The organism is Salinibacter ruber DSM 13855 (assembly GCF_000013045.1).
Lineage (GTDB): Bacteria > Bacteroidota > Rhodothermia > Rhodothermales > Salinibacteraceae > Salinibacter > Salinibacter ruber.
The window spans coordinates 2,839,100-2,857,711 of record NC_007677.1 but is presented as its reverse complement, the minus strand read 5'-3'; the positions used below and the strand labels follow the sequence as shown (position 1 = coordinate 2,857,711).

Sequence of the window (18,612 nt, the reverse complement as noted above, 5' to 3'; positions counted from 1 at the left end):
ACCCCTTTGGTTCTTGGGGGTACTCGTAGCCTTCACACTCAGAATCTCCTCTACCATGATGAGCGACCGACACGTAGACGCGGCATTGAGTCTGCTTCTCGTTCTGGTTTTTGTTGGAGGGATGCCTGTACCGACACATGCACAGTCGGGCATTTCTGTGACTATTCCTGAGAAGGACCTAGCGCCAGGTGAGACTGCCACCTTGAGTATCCAGGCAGACCTTGCGGGCAAAAATGTGGATAACTACTCGAACATGGAGTTTAAATTTGATAGTGCAGTCCTCAACATAGTCGATGTTCGAGATGGAGACGGGCTTAGCTTTGGGACGAGTCAGTTTGATGTTGAGCAGCCTCAGTCAGGGATTCTTCGGATAAGTAACGACGCTGATAATCCTCCAGTAACTGGAAATGGTGAGTTTTTGGAGATTGAAGTTGAGTTAAAAACCATTGCTCAGAAGCCCGGAACCTTTTTTAGACTCACTCCAAGTGTCAGTGAGATAGGAGAGCCATTTGTGAGTACGTTCAGAGAGGCGGGTTCGACATCGGTATTTGAAATTACGACCATCGAACAGGGGAAGGTCGGTGATCTTGAAGTTCAGAACGGTCGTCAGGAAGGAACCAGCAGTACCGCGACGGTGACCGGAACCGTTACGCGGGCTCTCGGGTCGTACGTGCGGTTCCAGGATGAAAGTGGCTCCAACGATAGCCCGAGTGGACTCACGGTAGGTCCTGTGGATGGCATTGGAGGAGATGTCACACAAGGCACTCGATTGTATGTGCGAGGCACATTGTCAGAGCCCGGGGGACTTCTTCGGATCGACGACTCAGGCCTCAAAAACTACGTTGTCCTAGGGCAAGGCACGCTTCCGACCGCCCAGAATGTCTCGCTCAGTCAGCTTCAGTCGAGCGGCGAGAACTACGAAAGCGAGCTGGTCCGAGTCAACGGACTTTCGTTTCAAAACCCGAGTGGGTCATTCAGTGCGAATACGACCTACACGGTTGCGGATGCAACAACGAGTCTTGCGTACCGGGTTGAGGGCGGTAACCAGACGGAGCTGATCGGTAAGTCTATTCCGACAGGAACGTTTACCTACAGGGGCGTGGTGGGGGAGTCCAGCAGCGGATCCCAACTCGTTCCGGTTCGCGCCTCGACGGCCCTGCCGGTCACCCTGACCGGCTTTACGGCGGTGCGCAACGGCTCCTCGACGGTGCTGACGTGGCGGACCGCTAGTGAGACCAACAACGCGGGCTTCCGGGTCCAGTACGAACGGGCCGCCGGCTGGGAGGCGCTCGGCTTCGTCCCGAGCACAGTCGACGACGGGACGACCGGCGAGGCCCAGTCCTACCGCTTCGTGGTCGACCGGCGGCTCGGCCCCGGCACCCACCGCTTCCGCCTCGAGCAGGTCGACCTCGACCGCTCGACGACCCTCAGCGACACGGTGCAGGTGGAGATTGGCATGGAGGGGGCGCTGCACCTGAGCGCGCCGGCCCCGAACCCGGCGGCCGAGCGGGCGACCCTGTCGTTTGCGGTGCAGGAGGGGACGAAGGCGGAAGTCACGATGTACGACGTGCTGGGCCAGCGGGTACGGACCCTGTACGAGGGACGGCCGCCGGGGGAAGAGGGCCGACGGCTGACGGTGGAGACGAGAGACCTGCCGAGTGGCGTGTACGTGGTGCGGCTGCGGGCCGGAGGGCAGACGCAGACCCGGCGCCTCACCGTTGTTCAGTAGGGAAACCGACGTGGCGCTATACCTCCTCGCCGAACGATTCGCCCGCCGCCGACTCGTCGAGGGGGGGAAGGTCCGGGGCGTCGGGATCGTCTTTGAGGCCCCGATGCCGCAGGTCCTGGCCCTCCACCATGAAGACGATGCTCTGGGCGATGTTTTTTGCGTGGTCGGAGATGCGCTCCAGCGCCTTGCTGACGGTCAGCAGGTGGGCAATCACTTCGGACTGCTCGTGTCCGTCCTCGCACATCTCCACGAGGGTTGCAAAGGTCTCCTCGTGCAGCCGGTTCACCTGTAGGTCCCGGGCGATCACCTTGCGGGCCTTCAGTCGGTCGTTCTCCAGGAACGCCATCTCCGCCTCCCGCAGCATCGTGCGGGACATGTCGGCCATCTTGGGCAGGCGCGTGTCGGCGAGCAGGCCGGGGGCGTCGACCAGGTAGCGCGCATTGCGGGACAGGTTGCGGCAGTGGTCCCCGATGCGCTCGAAGTCGGTGTTGATCTTCACCGCCATGATGAGCATGCGCAGGTCCACCGCGACGGGCGAGTGGAGGGCCAGGATGCGCTCACACTGCTCGTCGATGCGCAGCTCGAGGGCGTCGACGGCGTCGTCCCCGGCCACGACCTCCTCCGCGAGGTCCACGTCGCCCTGAAGCAGGGCGTTCATCGCGTTCGCGAACTGCTCGTCGACGCGGTTGGCCATGTCGGCGATCAGGCCGCGCAGGGACGCCAGTTCTTGGTCGAGGGACGAGCGGTTGGGCATGGCCGGACAAGGGAAGAACAGCAGTGGAAGAGGAGGGCCCCGACGCTACCCGAAACGGCCGGTGACGTACGCTTCGGTTCGGTCCTTCTCGGGGCGGGTGAAGAGCTGGTCGGTCGGGCTCATTTCGATGAGGCGGCCCATGTAGAGGAAGGCCGTCTCGTCGCTGATGCGGGAGGCCTGCTGCATGTTGTGGGTAACGATCACGATCGTGTAGTCCTTTTTCAGCTCCGTGATCGTCTCCTCAATTTTCGAGGTCGCGATGGGGTCGAGGGCGCTGGCCGGCTCGTCCATGAGCACCACGTCGGGCTGCACGGCGAGCGTCCGGGCGATGCAGAGGCGCTGTTGCTGCCCCCCACTCAGGTCGAGCGCGCTGCTGTGCAGCTGATCTTTGACCTCGTCCCACAGGGCGGCCTGGCGCAGCGAGCGCTCCACGAGTGCGTCGAGGTCTCCGGTGTAGCCGTTGATCTCGGCGCCCCACGCCACGTTCTTGTAGATGCTCTTGGGAAAGGGGTTCGGCTTTTGAAACACCATCCCGATGCGTCGGCGCACCATCACCGGGTCGGTGTCATCCGCGTAAATGTCCTGTCCGTCCGCGAGGATGGTGCCCTCCAGCGTCGTGCCCTGGATGAGCTCGTTCATCCGGTTGAGGCACCGCAGCAGCGTGGACTTGCCGCAGCCGGAGGGCCCGATCAGGGCCGTCACCCGATTGGGCTGCACGTCCATGCTGATGCCCTGCAGGGCGTGATTCTCGCCGTACCAGAAGTGCAGGTCCTCAATCCGCAGCTTCGGCCGCACCGACGGGGCGTCGGCCTCGGACGCGGCCGCCTCCCCCTGCGGCTCGGGGGTGTCGGAACGGCCGTTGGGCGTGGGCGCGTCGGCGGAGACCGGCGAGGTGGGCGCGTCGTCGGTGGATTCGTCGGTAGGCATAGGGGGCACAGTCGGTCGTGCGGGCAGGGTGGGAGCGTGGCGGTGGGCTTAGGAGCCGGCACGGCGCTCTTCGAAGTAGTTGCGCAGCAGGATGGCCGTCAGATTCATGGTGAACAGGAGAATCATGAGCACCACGATGGCGGCGGCCGCCAGGCCCTCAAACTCGGACTGGGGGCGGGCCGTCCAGTTAAAGATCTGAATCGGAAGCGCGGTGAACTGATCCAGGGCCCCTCGGGGAAGAAACGGAACGAAGGTGAGTGCCCCAATCAGGATGAGGGGCGCCGTCTCCCCGATGGCCCGACTGAGCGCAAGAATGACGCCGGTGAAGATGCCGGGCGCGGCCATCGGCAGGACGTGGCTCCAGATGACCTGCCAGCGCGTGGCCCCGAGGGCGTAGGCATTCTCGCGGATGCCGCTCGGAATGCTTCGAAGGGCCTCCTGGGTGCTGATAATGATGATGGGCAGGATGAGCAGGCTGAGCGTGAGGGCCCCGGCCAGGAGGCTTTGTCCCAGCGCCGCGAAACGCACAAAGAGGGCAAGCCCCAGGATGCCGTACACCACCGAGGGCACCCCGGCGAGGTTGGCGATGTTGATTTGAATCAGGCGCAGGAACCATCCGTCCCGGGCATACTCCTCAAGGTACACGGCGGAGGCCACGCCCAACGGCACCGAAATGAGTGCGGTGAGTCCCATTAGCCAGAGGGAGCCGAACAGGGCGGACTTGATGCCGGCCTCGCCCGGGTTGCGGGACGGGAAGCTTGTGATGAACCGCCCGTCGAGCCAGGGCGTGCCCGAGGTGACGACGTCTACCAGAAGCGTCACGAGCACGACCACGCCGAAGATCGTGGCCAGGAAGAGAATACCGGCCAGGGCGATCCCAATGCGCTTGCGGCGAGAGCGGTGGGTCTGAAATGATCCGTCTTCGGAAGGCTCCATCGAGGTGCGCGGAATGAATGCTCGGGTGCTCGAACAGGGCGCGGGGAGGGCGTGCATGGACGACGCCGTCCGCAGGCACGAGGCCCTAGTACTCCTCCTGGTAGTGAAGGGTAATGCGGTTGGCGAAGATGTTTAGGGCAAGGGTAATCAGGAAGAGCACCAGGCCGACGGCAAAGATGCTCTGGTAGACGATCGTGCCCTGTGGGGTGTCTCCCTTGCTCACCTGCACGATGAAGGCCGTCATGGTCTGGATGGACTGCGTGGGGTCGAGGGTCGCCTTCGGGGTCGCCCCTGCCGCCAGGGTCACGATCATCGTCTCCCCGATGGCGCGGCTCACCGCCAGAATAAAGCTCGCCATGATGCCGCTGAAGGCGGCGGGCACGTTGACGCGCACCACGGTCTCGTACTTCGTGGCCCCGAGGGCGTAGGCCGCCTGCGAGAGGCTGTCGGGCACGGCCTGGAGGGCATCCTCACTGAGGGAGGCGACCATCGGAATGATCATGATTCCGACGACGATCCCTGCACTGAGGGCGTTGTAGACCCCGAGGCCCGGGACGACCGTCTGCAGGAGTGGGGTGACGAAGGTAAGGGCGAAGTAGCCGTATACGACGGTCGGAACGCCAGCCAGCAACTCCAGGCTCGGCTTCAGAACCTTCCGGACCCACTTGGAGGCGTATTCCGAAATGAAGATGGCACTGGCCAGGCCCACCGGAAGGGCCACCACCGCCGAAATGACGGTCACGAGCAGTGTGCCTGCCAGCAGGGCCCAGATGCCGAAGTGCTTCTCCGAAAACTGAGGCGTCCACTGAGCGGTCCCGAAGAATTCCGTCAGGGCCACCGTCTGAAAAAACGGGATCGACTCGATGACCAAAACGGCCGCGATCCCGAGCGTCGTGAGTACGCTGACCAGAGCACATGCCCCGAGCGCGTACTCAATGAGCTTTTCCTTTGGGCTGTCGTAGACCTGCCGGCGCAGATCCTGGGCCGGACGGTCGGCTGTCGTCGTCTCATCGTCCGCGGGTTTGGAGGGGGGAGAGGGGGGCGTGCTCATAAGGGGGAAGCCTGTTCAAGACGCTCGCGACCGGGCAAAGACCTACTCGGCGGCCACTGTGTCGGACGGTGCCGTGCCTTCGGCTGCCTCGCGGAGCATTTCCTCCACCTGCGTGCCCGTTGCGTCCACGCCCTCGGCCCCGAAGACCGTTCCGCTCGTTCGGTCCTGAAAGCGCTGCAGGGCCAGCTCGTACGCGTCGTCGGGCATCGCGACGTAGCCCACGTCGGAGGCCAGTTCGTCGGCATTCTGGAGGTAGAACGTGACGAACTTTTCGACGGTGGGGGTGATTTTCGCGGGGTTGACGTAGATGAAGAGCGGGCGTGAGAGCGGGCGGTAGCGCCCGTTCTTGACGGTTTCCGCGCCGGGGGTGACGCAGGGGGCCCCGCCGTCCCGTTCGTCCGGGTCGATGCTCAGGGCCTTCAGCTTGTCGGCGTTGTTCTCGTAGTAGGCCAGCCCGAAGTACCCCAAGGCGGTTTCCGTCCCCGTGATGCCCTGCACGAGCACGTTGTCGTCCTCGCTTGCGGTGAAGTCGGAGCGGCTGGCCTCCGCCTCCCCCACAATCGCCTCCGTGAAGTAGTCGTAGGTGCCACTGGCCGTGCCGGGCCCGTACAGCTTGATGGGCCGGTCCGGATAGGAGTCGCGAATCTGGCCCCAGCGGTCAATCGAGCTGTCCGGCTTCCAAATCTCACGGAGCTCGCCGGCGGTCAGGCAGCTGGCCCAGTCGTTTTCGGGGTGCACCACGACGGCCAGTCCGTCGTAGGCGACCGGAATTTCGATAAACTCGATGCCGTTTGCCTCTGCCTTTTCAATCTCGTTCGGGGCAATGGGGCGGGAGGCATCGTTGATGGCCGTCTCCCCCCGCAGAAACTTCGAGAACCCTCCGCCGGTGCCGCTCACGCCCACGTTCACCCGGGCGCCCTGGCTGTCCTCCATGAATTCCTCCGCGACGGCCTCCGTGAGGGGAAAGACGGTGCTGGAGCCGTCAATGCTTACCGAGTCGACCGAAGAGCCGCCACAGCCGACGAGTACGACTGCCAGTACGACGAGTCCGGCGAGGGCCGATGGGAACGCCGGCGAACATTGAGGGAGAAAAGACGGGAGCCTACGCATTATAGCGGAAAAAGCATGAAGAAGATGACGGAGGTGAACGTAGTGAGTCAATCATAATGCTCACTCGGGCCAAGAGAAAGCCCTGTTCGTCGCCCTTGGCCCCTATTCTTTCATCCGGTACCCGACGCCCTTGACCGTTTCAATGTATTCGCTGCCAATTTTCTCGCGGATTTTGCGGATGTGCACGTCCACGGTTCGGTCCACGACGTAGACATCGCGGCCCCATACCTCGTCGAGAATCTCTTGTCGGGAGAACACGCGGCCGGGATGCGAGGCCAGAAAGTAGAGCAGTTCGAACTCCTTGCGGGGAAACCGCATTTCCGTCTCGCCGTCGCCGTTTTCCTGGTAGACGAGGTATCGGTCCCGGTCCACCCGCAGATTGTGCACTTCGATTTGGTCGGGCGGGTCCTCGTAGCGGTGGGCACTGCGTAGCAGGGCCTTGGTCTGGCTGACGATGACGGACACGGAGACCGGCTTTCCGAGATAGATGTCGGCCCCTACGTCGAGCCCCTGTACCTTATCATCCTCCTCGTTCCGGGCGGTCAGCATCATGATTGGGATGGTGCGGAGGTGGGCGTCCTTGCGGAGCTTCTGGCACACCTCGATGCCGTCCATCTTGGGCATCATGATGTCGAGGATGATGAGGTCCGGGTCGTGCTCGCGCGCCTGCTCGAGCGCCTCAACCCCATCGCGGGCAAGCAAAACGCCAAACCCCTCCTGCTCCAGATTATACTCCACAAGGCTAAGCAGGTCCTCCTCGTCGTCAACGACGAGAATGGTGGACTCCTTCGTTCCGAGCTGCTGTTCCGTCACAGTGTGTGAAGCCAGTCGTCTTGGAGACTGTGGAGCACTCGGTCCTACCTTCAGATCCGCGTTGCTGTTGTTATCGAACTATTATCATCCGTCTCCAGTGTCCCCCTTTGCCGGTTTTTCGCAGGCGGCAGGGCCCGCAGTGTGCCGAAAAGATCCTGGCGTAGCACACAACATGCCGCCTGCCGGGCCCAGGAGGCCCAAGCACGACGTCCCGGAAAGAACGCTGTCGGACCGGGACGGAGCCCGTGGCTCGACTCGTGAGACCTGCGGCTCCGGTGCTGGGATGGATTTTATTCCGGTTCCGTGCGGGCGGTGACGCGGGGCCCGTCCGTGAAGCACGCGTCCGTCGTATGGACGTATCGATCAGGGCAGGATTGTGCCCTTGCATCGATGGACGGAACGCGACGGGGGGCGTTGAGGCGCCGCCGTCGCCTGCGAACCTGAGAACTGCGAAAGGCGACGGAACCCTTCCGTGAATTCTGGAGACGCGGGCGGCGGGCCCGCGACGCGGAGGAATCCATCGGCGGTGGGACTCGTGGGGCATTGCGGTTGCGCAGTCCCGTCGAACGCATGCAAGGTCGGTTCACTTGATCCTTTCGAGTCCGTACGATCGCGACATTTTGGACCTGGCGGTGCCGGCCCTCGCGGGGCTTGCCGCCGGGCCGCTCGTCTCGCTGGTCGACACCGCGTTCGTGGGACAGTTGGGCCGCATTCCGCTGGGGGCCCTCGGGGTGAACACCTCGATCTTTTCGATGACGTTCGTCGTCTTCAACTTCCTCGCGTACGGCACCACCCCGCGCGTAGGCCGGGCCGTGGGCAACGACGACCGTGAGGAGGCCGGGCGGGCGGTCGTGCGGGCGCTTGTGCTCGCCATGGCGGTGGGTATCGTGGCCCTCGCCGCCCTGCAGGCGCTGGCCCGCCCCATCTTGATCGTGATGGGGGCGAGTGAGGAGCTGATGGCCCCGGCCCTGTCCTACCTGCGCATCCGCGCCCTGGCCGGCCCGGCGGTGCTGCTCATCACGGCGAGTCACGGTGCCTTTCGGGGGTACCAGGACACCCGCACGCCGATGGTGGTGACGCTCGGCTTCAACGTCGTCAACGGCGGGCTCGACCCGCTGTTGATTTTTGTCTTCGACTGGGGCCTTGCAGGGGCCGCGGCGGCGACGGCCGTCGGCCAGTGGGTCGGGGCCCTCACGTTTCTGTACTTGCTCCTCTACGCGCAGCGGGACGAACTCGGGATTCGGCTGCGGTGGCCGGCGCCCCACACGCTCGTGCCCTTTCTGAAGGTGGGACGGGACCTGTTCTTGCGCACCGCCTCGCTCGTGGGCACCATGACGCTGGCGACGGCCATGGCGGCCCGCGTGGGCGTGACGGCCGTGGCGGCGCATCAGGTCGCGGCCCAGCTCTGGACCTTCCTCGCCCTGCTGGTCGACGCACTGGCCGTCGCGGCGCAGGCCCTCGTCTCGAAGCACCTCGGGGCGGACGACCTGGAATCGGCCCGCGAGGTGGCCAATCGGTTGGTGCAGTGGGGCCTGGCCGTGGGCGTCGGGCTTGGCCTCGGGTTCTGGGCCCTGCGGCCGGTCCTGCCCGGCTTTTTTACCGACGACCCCGACACGGTCGCGGCGCTTCTCGACGTGTACCTCTTCGTGGTGGTGCTCCAGCCCCTGAACGGGCTCGTCTTCGTCGGGGACGGCATCTACATGGGGGCGGAGGCGTTTCCGTACCTGGCAAAAGCGATGATTGGAACGGCCCTGGCGGCGGCCGTGGTGCTGCTCCTAGTGAACCCCATGGGCTGGGGCCTCGTCGGGGTGTGGTGGGGCATCGCGACGCTCATGGTGGGCCGCATCCTCACACTGGCGGCGCCGTACGTGCGGGGGACCTTGTTCGCACAAGGGACGGAGTAGGGCGGCGCCGGGCCTGTCAAAAGAGCTGCAGGGGAACCGTGTATGTGAGGCTGGCGGTGACCACGTCGTGGCGGAGGGTGGACGGAGGGGCGGATAGCGGAAATACCCCTGCGTTCGTCGAGGGGCCCAATGCGTCCTCGGACCCGGCAAAGACCGAGCGGAGGCCCGGGTTGTACCGGAGCGCAAGGCCCAGGCGCCCGGTTGCCCCAATGCCGTATTCCAGCCCCGCCCCCACCACGAGCCCCACGTCCCAGCGACGAAGGTGGTCGTCGTCCAGGAGGTCGATGCGGTCCTCAAAGGTTCCTCGGGCGGAGCGGGCGTCGCGCTGCACGGTGCCCCTGAGCGCCACGTCCACGGAGAGCCCCGCCACGGCGTGGGCGGACAGACGGCCCCGGATCGGGAGGGCGCGGCGCCCAAGCATCAGGCCCTGCACGTACGACAGGCGATACCGCTCCACGGAGTACCGCTCGGACAGCGGTTGGGAGAAGTGGCCGCCCTTCTGGATGTATAAGAGCTCCGGTTGGAGGAAATAGGCATCGGTGAGCGGGACGAGCAGAACGGCCCCGGCGTGCAGGTCGAGCCGCGGGTTTGCGTTGGTTGTGCGCCGGCCTCCGGTGAAGGGAATTGCGCTGTCGCTCAGAAACCCGAAGGTGGGCCCCGTGCGAAGGCCCACCCGCGCATCCTGTGCCGCCGCGCGGGGCGCCACGCTCCCCACCAGGATGAGACACACCCCCATCAGCAGGACGAGGAAGGACGCCGCCTGTGCGGGCGACCGAAACGGATCGGGAGGCAGCATCCGCGCTGGGGGCAGTGTGAAACGTGCGACGGGTTCCAAAGGGGCGGGCCGTGGGGCCGGGCGGCTGCGACTGTAGACGGGGGGCGGCATCCCCTAGCCTGAAGACGAAAATGGATCGCCCCAGTCCACGTCGTCGGCCGTCCACGCGTCCTCCTGGGGCTCTGTGTCCGACGGGTCCGGCCCCGGGGAGGGGGCTGTGTCTGGGGCCTCCGGGCCCTCGTTGCCGCCGGCGTCCTCGATGTGGGCGAGCACGGCGTCCCGGATGTCGGGGACACGCTCCTTCGCCGTCTTCAGGGCGGCGAGCGACCACCCGTTGCGGCCCGTTGCCTCGTCGTCGCGGCCCACCGCGGCGTTCACCCGGCGATGCAGCATCCGGATCACGACCTCGATGTTGTTCGCTTCGTCGCCCTGCCCCACGACCCCGACGAGGGCTTCGTCCGAGGGCAGGTCGAGCCGGTGCAGGACGGTGCCCGCGGCGCGGCGGACGGCATGGTTTAGCATCGTGCGGTAGGCCTGTCGCTCGCGGGCCGGTCGGTTGGGGGGAGGCGGCAGGTCCTCGTCGCCGAGCGGGTGGTTTCGCTCGACGATTTCCCGTTTGAGGTGGTCGGCGTCCGGCACGTCGAGGCCCTTCTCGCGCAGGCTGTCGAGGGCCTCCTCCATGGCGGCAAAGTCGGCCTGGGCCTCCTCGGCTTCGGCGCCCTCCACCGGCAGGTACGCATCCACGTCGAAGCCCTCGATCTCTTCGCTCGTGACCTCCGCGGGGTCGCTCTCGCTGCGGTCCCGCGACGCGTCTGTGTCCGTGTCCCCCGCGCCCTCCTCGGTGTGGGACTGCGCCCAGGCGTCCAGGTCCGCGAGCACCTGCGCCTCCTCGGTTTCGTGCTTGAAGTACTGCCAGTGACCGTCCTGGTTGAGGCCCGCGTGGGCCACCACGTGCGCGAGGTTGTCGGTCTCGGTGCCGTTGGGCAGGGCGCGGAGGGCCCGGCCCACGAACTGGGTATAAGGGGCGACGGAGCGGAACGGGCGGAAGAGGGCCGCGATGGAAATGTTTTTGTTGTCGTAGCCCTCCCCCAGAATGCCCACGTGGACCATGGTGTCGAGATCGCCGTGTTCGTAGGCACGGAGGCGGCGCTCGCGCTCCTCGGTCGTCATGCCGCGGCTCGCCACGAACGCGGCCTCGACGCCCCGGCTCCGGTAGAGGGCCGCTACCTGCTCGGCGTGGCGGATGGAGCAGGCCGCGGCGAGAATCTGGTGCCGCTCCGTGCCGCGCCGGGTCTTGGCCTGCAGGAGCTGCACGCTGCGGTCTACGATTGTCTCGTTGCAGACGTCCGACAGGGCCACGCCCCGCGAGAACCAGGTTTCCTCGCGCAGGTCCATGATCTCCTCGCGGGTGAACGACCGCTCCTCTCCCTCCACGGTGAACGTCATTTCGGACGCCACGGCATCGACCCGCACGATGTTCTTCACGTACCCGGCGTTGATGGCGTCGGCCAGGGCGTAGCGGTAGACCGGCTCGGCGCGGATGGGGCGCTCGTCGCTCCGAAACGGCGTGGCCGTGCAGTAGATCTTCTTCGCGTCGGGGAACGCCTGATTGACGTTCTGCCACGAGTCGGCGGGGGCATGGTGCGCCTCGTCCACCAGAATGAGGTCGAAGAAGTCGGACGGAAAGAGGGGCAGCCAGCCCTGCAGCTGCTGCACGTTCGCCACGATCACGTCCGCCCGGCGGCAGTCCTCCTCGTTCACGCGGCCTCGCTCCAGGGCCACCACGCGGGGCAGGCGCGCGTCGGGCGGTAGCACGTCACAGAAATGATAGAAGTTGCCGGTGCCGCTGAAGGTGCCCTCTGCCAGGCCGTCCTTGATCGTCAGGTTCGGCGCCACCACCAGGACGCGGCCCTCCGCAATCCCGAACGGGGCGCAGGCGAGGAGGCCCGACTTTCCACAGCCCGTGGGCAGGACGACGATGGCCGGGCGTTGCGTCGCGCGTTCCGCGCTGAAATGGTCACGCAGGGCGAGGTACCCTTCCTCCTGCGGCGTCCGCAGTTGGTCGTTGCCCACGATGTGGGCGTCGGTGTCCCGAAAGTACTCCCGGATTTCCGTGCGCTGCCGGTCGTATTGGGCCCGGAGGGCGTTCGTCCGCTCGGTTGGGGCGTCCCCCTTCGCCCGGTTGCACTCGTGGCACAGGGGGTCGAGGTTGAAGACAGCGTGCTCCCCGCCGTCCGCAAAGGCCTCCCGGTGATCGAGGTGCTTCCGTAGGGACACGCCGTCGATCGTGCGCCCACATTCCCGGCAGGTCTGCCCGTCGAAGTACTCGACGCGTCGCCGAACGGCCTCGGGGATGTGGCGGGAACGGCTCATGTCGGGCGCGGTCGAATCGGCAGATCCGTCGGCGGTACGCAAGAACAACAGGACCGGCCCGACGATGGATTCGGGACCGGGGCGGAGGCACACGCGAGTCCCCGACGAGGGACTACATCCCGACAGGTTCCGCTTCTCCACCGTCGCCGTCTTCGTCGTGGCTGCCGTCGGAGGCAGGGGTGCGGTCGCCGACAGACAGGGGCTCGGTGTGAAGGGTGGACTCGTCTTCAATGTCGTCGGAACGGACGTAGACGCGCCCGTCGTTCTGGTCGACTGAGTAGGACCCAAAGTGCTCGTCGGACCAGTCAAGGATGCGGTAGATCTCGTGGCCGAGCTGATCGGCGTCGAGCACAAACCCAACCACCTGATTCTGGGGGTCCTGCAGGCAGTAGTGCATAGAGTGGGGGAGGTTGTTCAGAAATCAGTGACAAACGACAGTCCCTACATCCAGCAACATTTGCACCAGCCGTGTGCAATCAGGCCGGGGGCTGTCACTTCGGCATGTGCTGGCGGGAGCATAGAGGGGCCTGACAGCATCCGGGGACATTCGGGGAGACGGCCCGACAATCCGTCGCATCTAGCCATCGCTCCGGGGAGCGCCTGGGGAGCTTCCCGGCAGTGCGTCGCCGGTGCAGAGGGACTTCGCGGTCCCAATGTGCACCTCCATCAGACCGAATAGGGATGCCATCCTACTCGATCATGTCCGGGACGTTTTTACGAAGGAAAAACAAGTGAGCATCGGCTAGTTGACCCGTTCCACCTCGTAGCCGTCGTCCTCGATGGCCGCGATGGTGTTTTCGGCCTGGCCCCGACCACTGGTAATGACCTCGAACACGAGGTACGCCTCCCCCACATCGAGGCCGTGCACCGCCCGATCGTGGCGCACGTGCCGGATGTTTGCGCCCTGACCGGCGATGCGCCGGGAAATATCGGCCATCTTCCCCGGCTGGTCGTCGATGCGAACCCGGAGACGGAGAAGTTGGATGCGGTCGGCCATGGCGTGGTCCAGAACCTCTTGGAGCCGGGCCGGATCGATGTTGCCGCCGCACAGGAGGGGGACCACCGTCTCGCCCGTCACGTCGAGCTTGTCGGACAGCAGGGCGGCGACCGGAGCCGCGCCCGCGCCCTCCACCAGCTGCTTCGCTCGTTCGAGCAGCAGCAGGATGGCGCGCGCAATTTCGCCGTCGGTAACGGTGATGACCTCGTCGACGTGGTCATCGATGAGCCCCAGGGTGAGTGCGGACACGCCGCCCGTAGCGATCCCGTCCGCGATGGTGTCGGGGTGGTTGACGGGCACCGGCACGCCCTTCGCGAGGCTCTGAGGAACGGTTGCGGCGCCCGCGGCCTGCACGCCCACCACCCGGACGTCCGGGGCAATGTCCGCGAGGGCCATGCTGGTGCCGCCGATGAGCCCCCCGCCGCCGATCGGCGCAATGACGGTATCGACATCGGGCACTTGCTCGTAGAGCTCGAACCCGAGGGTGCCCTGGCCCGCCACGATATCCGGGTCGTCGTACGCGTGGACGAAGAGCGCGTCGTCGCCCCGGGCCAGTTCGCGGGCGCGAGTCATCGCCTCCTGAAATGTATCGCCCGTCAGCTCCACGTCGGCCCCGTAGCCGCGCGTCGCGTCCACCTTCGCCTGGGGCGCATTTCGGGGCATGACAATGGTCGACGGCAGGTCGACCGTCGTCGCCGCCAGGGCCACCCCCTGGGCGTGGTTGCCCGCACTGGCGGCCACCACCCGACCGACGGTCCCGGACGCCACCTGGGCGAGTTTGTTATAGGCCCCTCGCGTCTTGAACGACCCCGTGCGCTGCAGGTGCTCCATCTTGAGGATGGCGACCGCCCCGGACAGCTCCGAGAGCGAGTGGCAGGAGTCGATCGGCGTTTTGCGGACGACAGACGGGTCGTCCAGGCGCTCACGAGCAGCACGGACGTCGTCGATGGTGACGGACATGGGCAAAATTCGGGGGATGGGAGAAGAGTTGAGGCCCACGGAGGGGGCGTCGCTGGCCCGGCGTCTTGGGGCCAGCGAACGACCGACGGCAGACGCTTCGCCGGGGAGGGAGCAGTCAAGATAGGTGTCGGGGGCCGGTCGTCCAAACGCGTTGAGTCCCGAAATGCCATCCTGGCCTTCGGGAGTCCCGCCGAACACTCAGTTGAAACGACCGTTCCAAAAATAGAACTTACTTCCAAGCACAGCCCTGCCCCCTGCGGCACGCCGTTTCATGCCCCGATCACCAACGTTTGACCGTGACGCGAAGGTTGAGCAGGCGATGCAGCTCTTTTGGGAAAAGGGGTACGAGTCGACCAGCGTGCAGGACCTGGTCGATCATCTGGGCCTCAACCGTAGCAGCCTGTACAACGCCTTCGGGGGCAAGCATGAGCTGTACTTGGAGGCGCTCGACCGCTACCGCCAGGAGGACATCGAGTGGCTGCGGGGGCAGCTTCGAGAGGCCCCCACGGCGCTGAAGGGCATCCGGCAGGCCTTCGTGACGGTGGCGGAGCGGGCGACGGAGAGCTGCTGCGGGTGCTTCACGACCAACGCGGCGGTGGAGTGTGCCCCGCGGGACGCGTCGACCCAGAAACGGGCGCGGGAGAGCTTCGAGAAAATGCGCTCTTTGTTCCGGACGGCCGTGGAGCAGGCCCAAGAGGAGGGGGCTGTTGATCCGTCCCGAGACGCAAAGGCCCTGGGCTGCCATCTTACGAACGTTTACAACGGCATCCACCTGACCGCCAAGACGGATCCTCCCGATGCGGTCGTGCAGGACATCGTTGAGGAGACCCTTCGAGGGCTCACGTGTTCGGCCCGTGACGCGTCTCCGTAATCGCCGGCGTTTCGGCCCGGCCCGGACTGCGTCACAAGAACGTGATGGCTTAATCTGGAACACCCGTTCCAAAAAAGGTTTTGACGACACGGAACTGAAACGGATGGTCCAGAACGGCGGGGCAGTCCTTCCGGACCCACTTTCACTGCACTGCGCCCTTCTGCTTACTTCCATGGCACCTCCCTCGACCGCTCAGCACCCGAAAACGGCCGATCCCGACCACGACATTCTCGATCTCCTCCGCGAGCGATGGAGCCCCCGCGCATTCGCCGACCGGCGCGTGGAGCCGGAGAAGATCCGGCGCATGCTGGAAGCGGCGCGGTGGACGATGTCCTCCTACAACGAGCAGCCGTGGCGGTACGTCGTTGCGTCCCGGCACGACGATCCGGAGGCGTACGAACGGCTCCTCGACTGCCTCATCGATGGAAATCAGGCCTGGGCCCAAAACGCGCCGGTGCTGATGATGTCCTTCTATAAAGAAACGTTCTCGGGGAACGACCGCCCAAACCGGTGCGCGCCCCACGACGTGGGGGCGGCCTCCGCCGCGCTTACGTTTCAGGCGAAAGAAATGGACCTCTACGTCCACCAGATGGCCGGCATCCATGCGGACGTGGCCCGCGAGACCTACGACGTGCCGGACGACTTTGAGCCGATGGCGGGTCTGGCGGTGGGGTACTTGGGAGATCCCGAGATGCTGAGCGACGACAAGAAGACGGCCGAGCAGGCGCCCCGCTCCCGCCGCTCCCTCGACGAGTTCGTGTTTGGGGACGAGTGGGAGGATTCGGCTGACGTCGTCGCGAACGGGTCGTCCCGTTGAGCAGTCCCTCGACCGGTGCGTGCGAGGGGCCCCTTGCCGAGGGGCTGCTGCTCCCAGACGCCCTGAAAGAGCGAATCCACGCTGGCTTCACGATCCGTTTTGTTTCGGCCTTCGTCGCACACAGCGCCCAGAGACCCTTCGCACGCCCTCATTCCGACAGTGATGGCGCTTGCGCTTCTGATGACTGCGTACGTACCCTGCACCGGTACCATCGAACCAGTACCACCGAACCAAATGGGACCCCGGCACGGCCCGAGAAAGCCCCGCGGCCGCTGAATCGACACATGCCGTCTCCAAAACTGACCTTTGAGTCCATGACCGTTCAGTCTCCCCTTCGTGACTTTTTCGAGCAAGAGCTTGGTGCCTCCAACCAGGGACGCCGTTTCGGAACGGAGGTGCAGGTATCGACGGAGCACCTCGTGAGCCACCTGGTGGAGCAGACGGTGCACCGCGCCGCGCTGGATGCCGCCACGCACCGGCAAGAGTCGAGTGCGGCCCCGGGGGGGACGGCCGGGGTGTCCTGGAAGCATGTACTGATGGTGGCCGCCCTGACCGAACTGCGGCCCGTAAAGCTCTTGTCGAAAAACTGAATCGCCTAGAGGGCGGCAGAACGCCAATGGGCGCAGGGCCTCTCCGGGTCGTGTGCCGGATCGCCGCCGCCCCGTTTCCGCCTCTGTCTTCGCTTCCGCTGTACGTCTATGGCTGCTTCCGACCGCGACGACCGCGAGTCAACCCTCGCCATCCTGAGTCGACTCTGGGGCGTGCTGTCCCCGTACAAGGCTCGAGTGATTGGAGTGGCGTTGCTGATCAGCTTCTCGGCGGCGCTGGAGGCGGCGGGGCCGCAGTTCGTGCGCTACGCATTCGACGTGGTGATCCCCGGCGGGCGCAGCACGCTGTTTCTGTGGTTTGGGCTTGCCTTCGCCGGGTTCTACCTGTTTCGGGCAATCGTGGAGTACGGGGGCATGTACTGGAGCTTTGCCCTCACGCAGCAGGTGGTGAGCGACGTGCGCATGCAGGCCTACGACCACCTGCTGACGCTTCCGGTGTCCCGGTTTTCCAACGAGCAGTCCGGCTCCCTCAGCTCGCGTGTCGTGAGCGACCCGAACGCGCTGAAGGGGATGATCCAGGCGGCCGCGTCCCGCCTCTCCGGCCAGCTCGTGGCCATTCTGGTGGTGGCCGGCCTCCTGGTGTGGATGAACTGGAAGCTGGCCCTGGTGAACCTGGTGGTTCTGCCCCTTCTGGCCTTCGTCACCTACTACTACCAGGAGCCCCTCCGCACCGCCTCCCGCAGCATCCGCGAGACGGTCGCGCGCCTGACGGCCACGTCCACCGAGGCGATTTCCAACATTCGGGTCGTGAAGGCCTTCGTCGGGGAAGAGCAGGAGCGTGAGCGATTCGGCACGCACAATCAGCGGTACGTCGACATCAATCTCGACCGCCGCAAGGACGTGGGCAAGATGGAGGGCCTCATCAATATCACGTCCAACTACGGGACCGGGGCCCTTCTGCTCGTTGGGGGCTGGATGGTGGTGAGCGGCAGCCTTTCGCTCGGCGAGCTCACGGCGTTCATCATGTACCAGCGCCAATTGCAGGGGCCGGTGCAGTCGGTCATGTTCTTCAACGACAAGCTGCAGGCCGGCATGGCGGCCCTCGAACGGCTCTCTGAACTGGTCGACACCGACCCCGAGACCGGAGGCGACCGCGAAGAGGTACCCGTGGGGCCGGTGGAGCTGGAGGACGTACGCTTCTCGTACCCGGATGCCGACGAGCCGGCGCTGCGGGACCTTTCGCTCCGCATCGAGCCGGGAGAGACGGCGGCGCTCGTGGGGTCGTCCGGGGCCGGCAAGAGCACGGTGGCCAACCTCATCGGGCGCTTCTGGGACCCGCAGGAGGGGCGCGTGACCGTCGACGGCATCGACCTCCGGTCGTTCGAGCTGCAGGCACTGCGGGAGCACGTGGCCCTCGTACCGCAGGACCCGACGCTCTTCTCGGGCACGGTGGCCGACAACATCCGGTACGCCGAGCCCGACGCGCCCGACGAGGCGGTCCGCCACGCCGCGGAAATGGCAAATGCGCACGGGTTTATTCAGCAGCTGGTTGACGGCTACGACACGCAGATTGGAGAACGAGGCGTGCGGCTGTCCGGCGGGCAGAAACAGCGCGTCGCCATCGCCCGCGCCATCCTCACCGACGCCCGCATCCTCCTGCTCGACGAGGCGACCTCCGACCTTGACAGCGAGTCCGAGGCGGTGATTCAGGACGCCCTCGACGGGCTGTTCGCACGGGGCGATCAGCTCACGTCCATCGTCATTGCCCATCGGCTCAGCACCATCGAGAACGCAGACACGATTTACGTGCTGGAAGACGGGCGACTGGTGGAACAGGGGCCGCACGACGAGCTGCTGGCCGAGGGCGGTCGCTACGCGGAGCTCTGGGCGCTACAGCGACGGGACGCGGATCGGTCCGCTCGGCCCAATCCTGCGGAGCCGCCGGTCGTGACGTCGGCCCCGGTGGACGGGTCGTCGTCGACACGCTCGTAGTCCCTCCAAGGCGGGGCCCCAGTCCCGACATCCGACACCGCCGCGGCCGATCCGA

At 65.6% G+C, this 18,612-nt stretch carries 16 protein-coding genes and 1 pseudogene; 7 read left to right on the top strand and 10 right to left on the bottom strand.

Features of this window, described 5'->3' with window-relative positions:
* Positions 1–55 precede the first annotated feature (55 nt).
* Both SRU_RS16055 and SRU_RS15550 read left to right on the top strand, forming a co-directional pair.
* Positions 56–442: pseudogene (locus SRU_RS16055) on the top strand (cohesin domain-containing protein); the annotation flags it as partial.
* 333 nt (positions 443–775) lie between these two features.
* Positions 776–1,729 carry a T9SS type A sorting domain-containing protein gene (locus SRU_RS15550; RefSeq protein ID WP_231847147.1) on the top strand — a complete coding sequence of 318 codons (954 nt, stop codon included), beginning with the start codon at positions 776–778 and terminating at the stop codon, positions 1,727–1,729.
* Between the two features lie 16 nt (positions 1,730–1,745).
* Here the strand turns inward: SRU_RS15550 and phoU are convergent, their stop codons facing one another.
* The 6 genes from phoU to SRU_RS12060 form a co-directional block, all read right to left on the bottom strand.
* Positions 1,746–2,483, bottom strand: coding sequence for a phosphate signaling complex protein PhoU (gene phoU / locus SRU_RS12085; RefSeq protein WP_011405021.1), 738 nt, complete (start codon positions 2,481–2,483; stop codon positions 1,746–1,748).
* 45 nt (positions 2,484–2,528) lie between these two features.
* A complete protein-coding gene (pstB, locus tag SRU_RS12080; protein ID WP_013062515.1) occupies positions 2,529–3,410 on the bottom strand; it encodes a phosphate ABC transporter ATP-binding protein PstB in 882 nt (293 codons plus the stop codon).
* Positions 3,411–3,458: 48 nt separating this feature from the next.
* On the bottom strand, positions 3,459–4,346 hold the full coding sequence (gene pstA, locus SRU_RS12075; protein ID WP_237701727.1) for a phosphate ABC transporter permease PstA: 888 nt from the start codon (positions 4,344–4,346) through the stop codon (positions 3,459–3,461).
* 85 nt (positions 4,347–4,431) lie between these two features.
* The gene (gene pstC / locus SRU_RS12070) at positions 4,432–5,397 is read right to left on the bottom strand and encodes a phosphate ABC transporter permease subunit PstC (protein WP_011405018.1); all 966 of its coding nucleotides are present in this window, start codon (positions 5,395–5,397) and stop codon (positions 4,432–4,434) included.
* A 42-nt stretch (positions 5,398–5,439) separates the two neighbouring features.
* Positions 5,440–6,507, bottom strand: coding sequence for a PstS family phosphate ABC transporter substrate-binding protein (locus tag SRU_RS12065; protein ID WP_011405017.1), 1,068 nt, complete (start codon positions 6,505–6,507; stop codon positions 5,440–5,442).
* 102 nt (positions 6,508–6,609) lie between these two features.
* A complete protein-coding gene (locus SRU_RS12060; protein ID WP_011405016.1) occupies positions 6,610–7,320 on the bottom strand; it encodes a response regulator in 711 nt (236 codons plus the stop codon).
* Between the two features lie 587 nt (positions 7,321–7,907).
* Between SRU_RS12060 and SRU_RS12055 the strand changes: the two genes are divergently transcribed.
* On the top strand, positions 7,908–9,224 hold the full coding sequence (locus SRU_RS12055) for an MATE family efflux transporter (protein ID WP_011405015.1): 1,317 nt from the start codon (positions 7,908–7,910) through the stop codon (positions 9,222–9,224).
* Positions 9,225–9,240: 16 nt separating this feature from the next.
* Here the strand turns inward: SRU_RS12055 and SRU_RS12050 are convergent, their stop codons facing one another.
* The 4 genes from SRU_RS12050 to ilvA all read right to left on the bottom strand — a co-directional run bounded on the left by SRU_RS12050 (position 9,241) and on the right by ilvA (position 14,329).
* Complete coding sequence (locus tag SRU_RS12050; RefSeq protein ID WP_231847146.1) at positions 9,241–10,020, bottom strand: porin family protein; 780 nt, start codon at positions 10,018–10,020, stop codon at positions 9,241–9,243.
* A 93-nt stretch (positions 10,021–10,113) separates the two neighbouring features.
* Complete coding sequence (locus SRU_RS12045; protein ID WP_118841309.1) at positions 10,114–12,372, bottom strand: DEAD/DEAH box helicase family protein; 2,259 nt, start codon at positions 12,370–12,372, stop codon at positions 10,114–10,116.
* A 112-nt stretch (positions 12,373–12,484) separates the two neighbouring features.
* Positions 12,485–12,769, bottom strand: a complete 285-nt coding sequence (locus tag SRU_RS12040; protein WP_011405012.1) for a hypothetical protein — start codon at positions 12,767–12,769, stop codon at positions 12,485–12,487.
* Between the two features lie 345 nt (positions 12,770–13,114).
* The gene (gene ilvA / locus SRU_RS12035) at positions 13,115–14,329 is read right to left on the bottom strand and encodes a threonine ammonia-lyase (protein WP_043552539.1); all 1,215 of its coding nucleotides are present in this window, start codon (positions 14,327–14,329) and stop codon (positions 13,115–13,117) included.
* A gap of 271 nt (positions 14,330–14,600) precedes the next feature.
* On the opposite strand from ilvA, the gene SRU_RS12030 reads away from it, so the two are divergent.
* The 4 genes from SRU_RS12030 (at position 14,601) to SRU_RS12015 (ending at position 18,557) form a co-directional block, all read left to right on the top strand.
* Positions 14,601–15,200 (top strand): TetR/AcrR family transcriptional regulator, encoded by a 600-nt coding sequence (locus tag SRU_RS12030; RefSeq protein WP_011405010.1) that lies wholly within the window; start codon positions 14,601–14,603, stop codon positions 15,198–15,200.
* Between the two features lie 172 nt (positions 15,201–15,372).
* Positions 15,373–16,017 (top strand): nitroreductase family protein, encoded by a 645-nt coding sequence (locus tag SRU_RS12025; RefSeq protein WP_043552537.1) that lies wholly within the window; start codon positions 15,373–15,375, stop codon positions 16,015–16,017.
* Positions 16,018–16,301: 284 nt separating this feature from the next.
* Complete coding sequence (locus SRU_RS12020) at positions 16,302–16,607, top strand: hypothetical protein (protein WP_148278439.1); 306 nt, start codon at positions 16,302–16,304, stop codon at positions 16,605–16,607.
* A 108-nt stretch (positions 16,608–16,715) separates the two neighbouring features.
* Positions 16,716–18,557, top strand: coding sequence for an ABC transporter ATP-binding protein (locus tag SRU_RS12015; protein ID WP_011405008.1), 1,842 nt, complete (start codon positions 16,716–16,718; stop codon positions 18,555–18,557).
* The last annotated feature ends 55 nt before the right edge of the window (positions 18,558–18,612 follow it).

Coding starts and splice junctions, on each gene's coding strand:
- phoU (WP_011405021.1), bottom strand. CDS start 2,483: ATGCCCAACCGCTCGTCCCTCGACCAAGAACTGGCGTCCCTGCGCGGC.
- pstB (WP_013062515.1), bottom strand. CDS start 3,410: ATGCCTACCGACGAATCCACCGACGACGCGCCCACCTCGCCGGTCTCC.
- pstA (WP_237701727.1), bottom strand. CDS start 4,346: ATGGAGCCTTCCGAAGACGGATCATTTCAGACCCACCGCTCTCGCCGC.
- pstC (WP_011405018.1), bottom strand. CDS start 5,397: ATGAGCACGCCCCCCTCTCCCCCCTCCAAACCCGCGGACGATGAGACG.
- SRU_RS12065 (WP_011405017.1), bottom strand. CDS start 6,507: ATGCGTAGGCTCCCGTCTTTTCTCCCTCAATGTTCGCCGGCGTTCCCA.
- SRU_RS12050 (WP_231847146.1), bottom strand. CDS start 10,020: ATGCTGCCTCCCGATCCGTTTCGGTCGCCCGCACAGGCGGCGTCCTTC.
- SRU_RS12045 (WP_118841309.1), bottom strand. CDS start 12,372: ATGAGCCGTTCCCGCCACATCCCCGAGGCCGTTCGGCGACGCGTCGAG.
- SRU_RS12040 (WP_011405012.1), bottom strand. CDS start 12,769: ATGCACTACTGCCTGCAGGACCCCCAGAATCAGGTGGTTGGGTTTGTG.
- ilvA (WP_043552539.1), bottom strand. CDS start 14,329: ATGTCCGTCACCATCGACGACGTCCGTGCTGCTCGTGAGCGCCTGGAC.
- SRU_RS12030 (WP_011405010.1), top strand. CDS start 14,601: ATGCCCCGATCACCAACGTTTGACCGTGACGCGAAGGTTGAGCAGGCG.
- SRU_RS12025 (WP_043552537.1), top strand. CDS start 15,373: ATGGCACCTCCCTCGACCGCTCAGCACCCGAAAACGGCCGATCCCGAC.
- SRU_RS12020 (WP_148278439.1), top strand. CDS start 16,302: ATGCCGTCTCCAAAACTGACCTTTGAGTCCATGACCGTTCAGTCTCCC.
- SRU_RS12015 (WP_011405008.1), top strand. CDS start 16,716: ATGGCTGCTTCCGACCGCGACGACCGCGAGTCAACCCTCGCCATCCTG.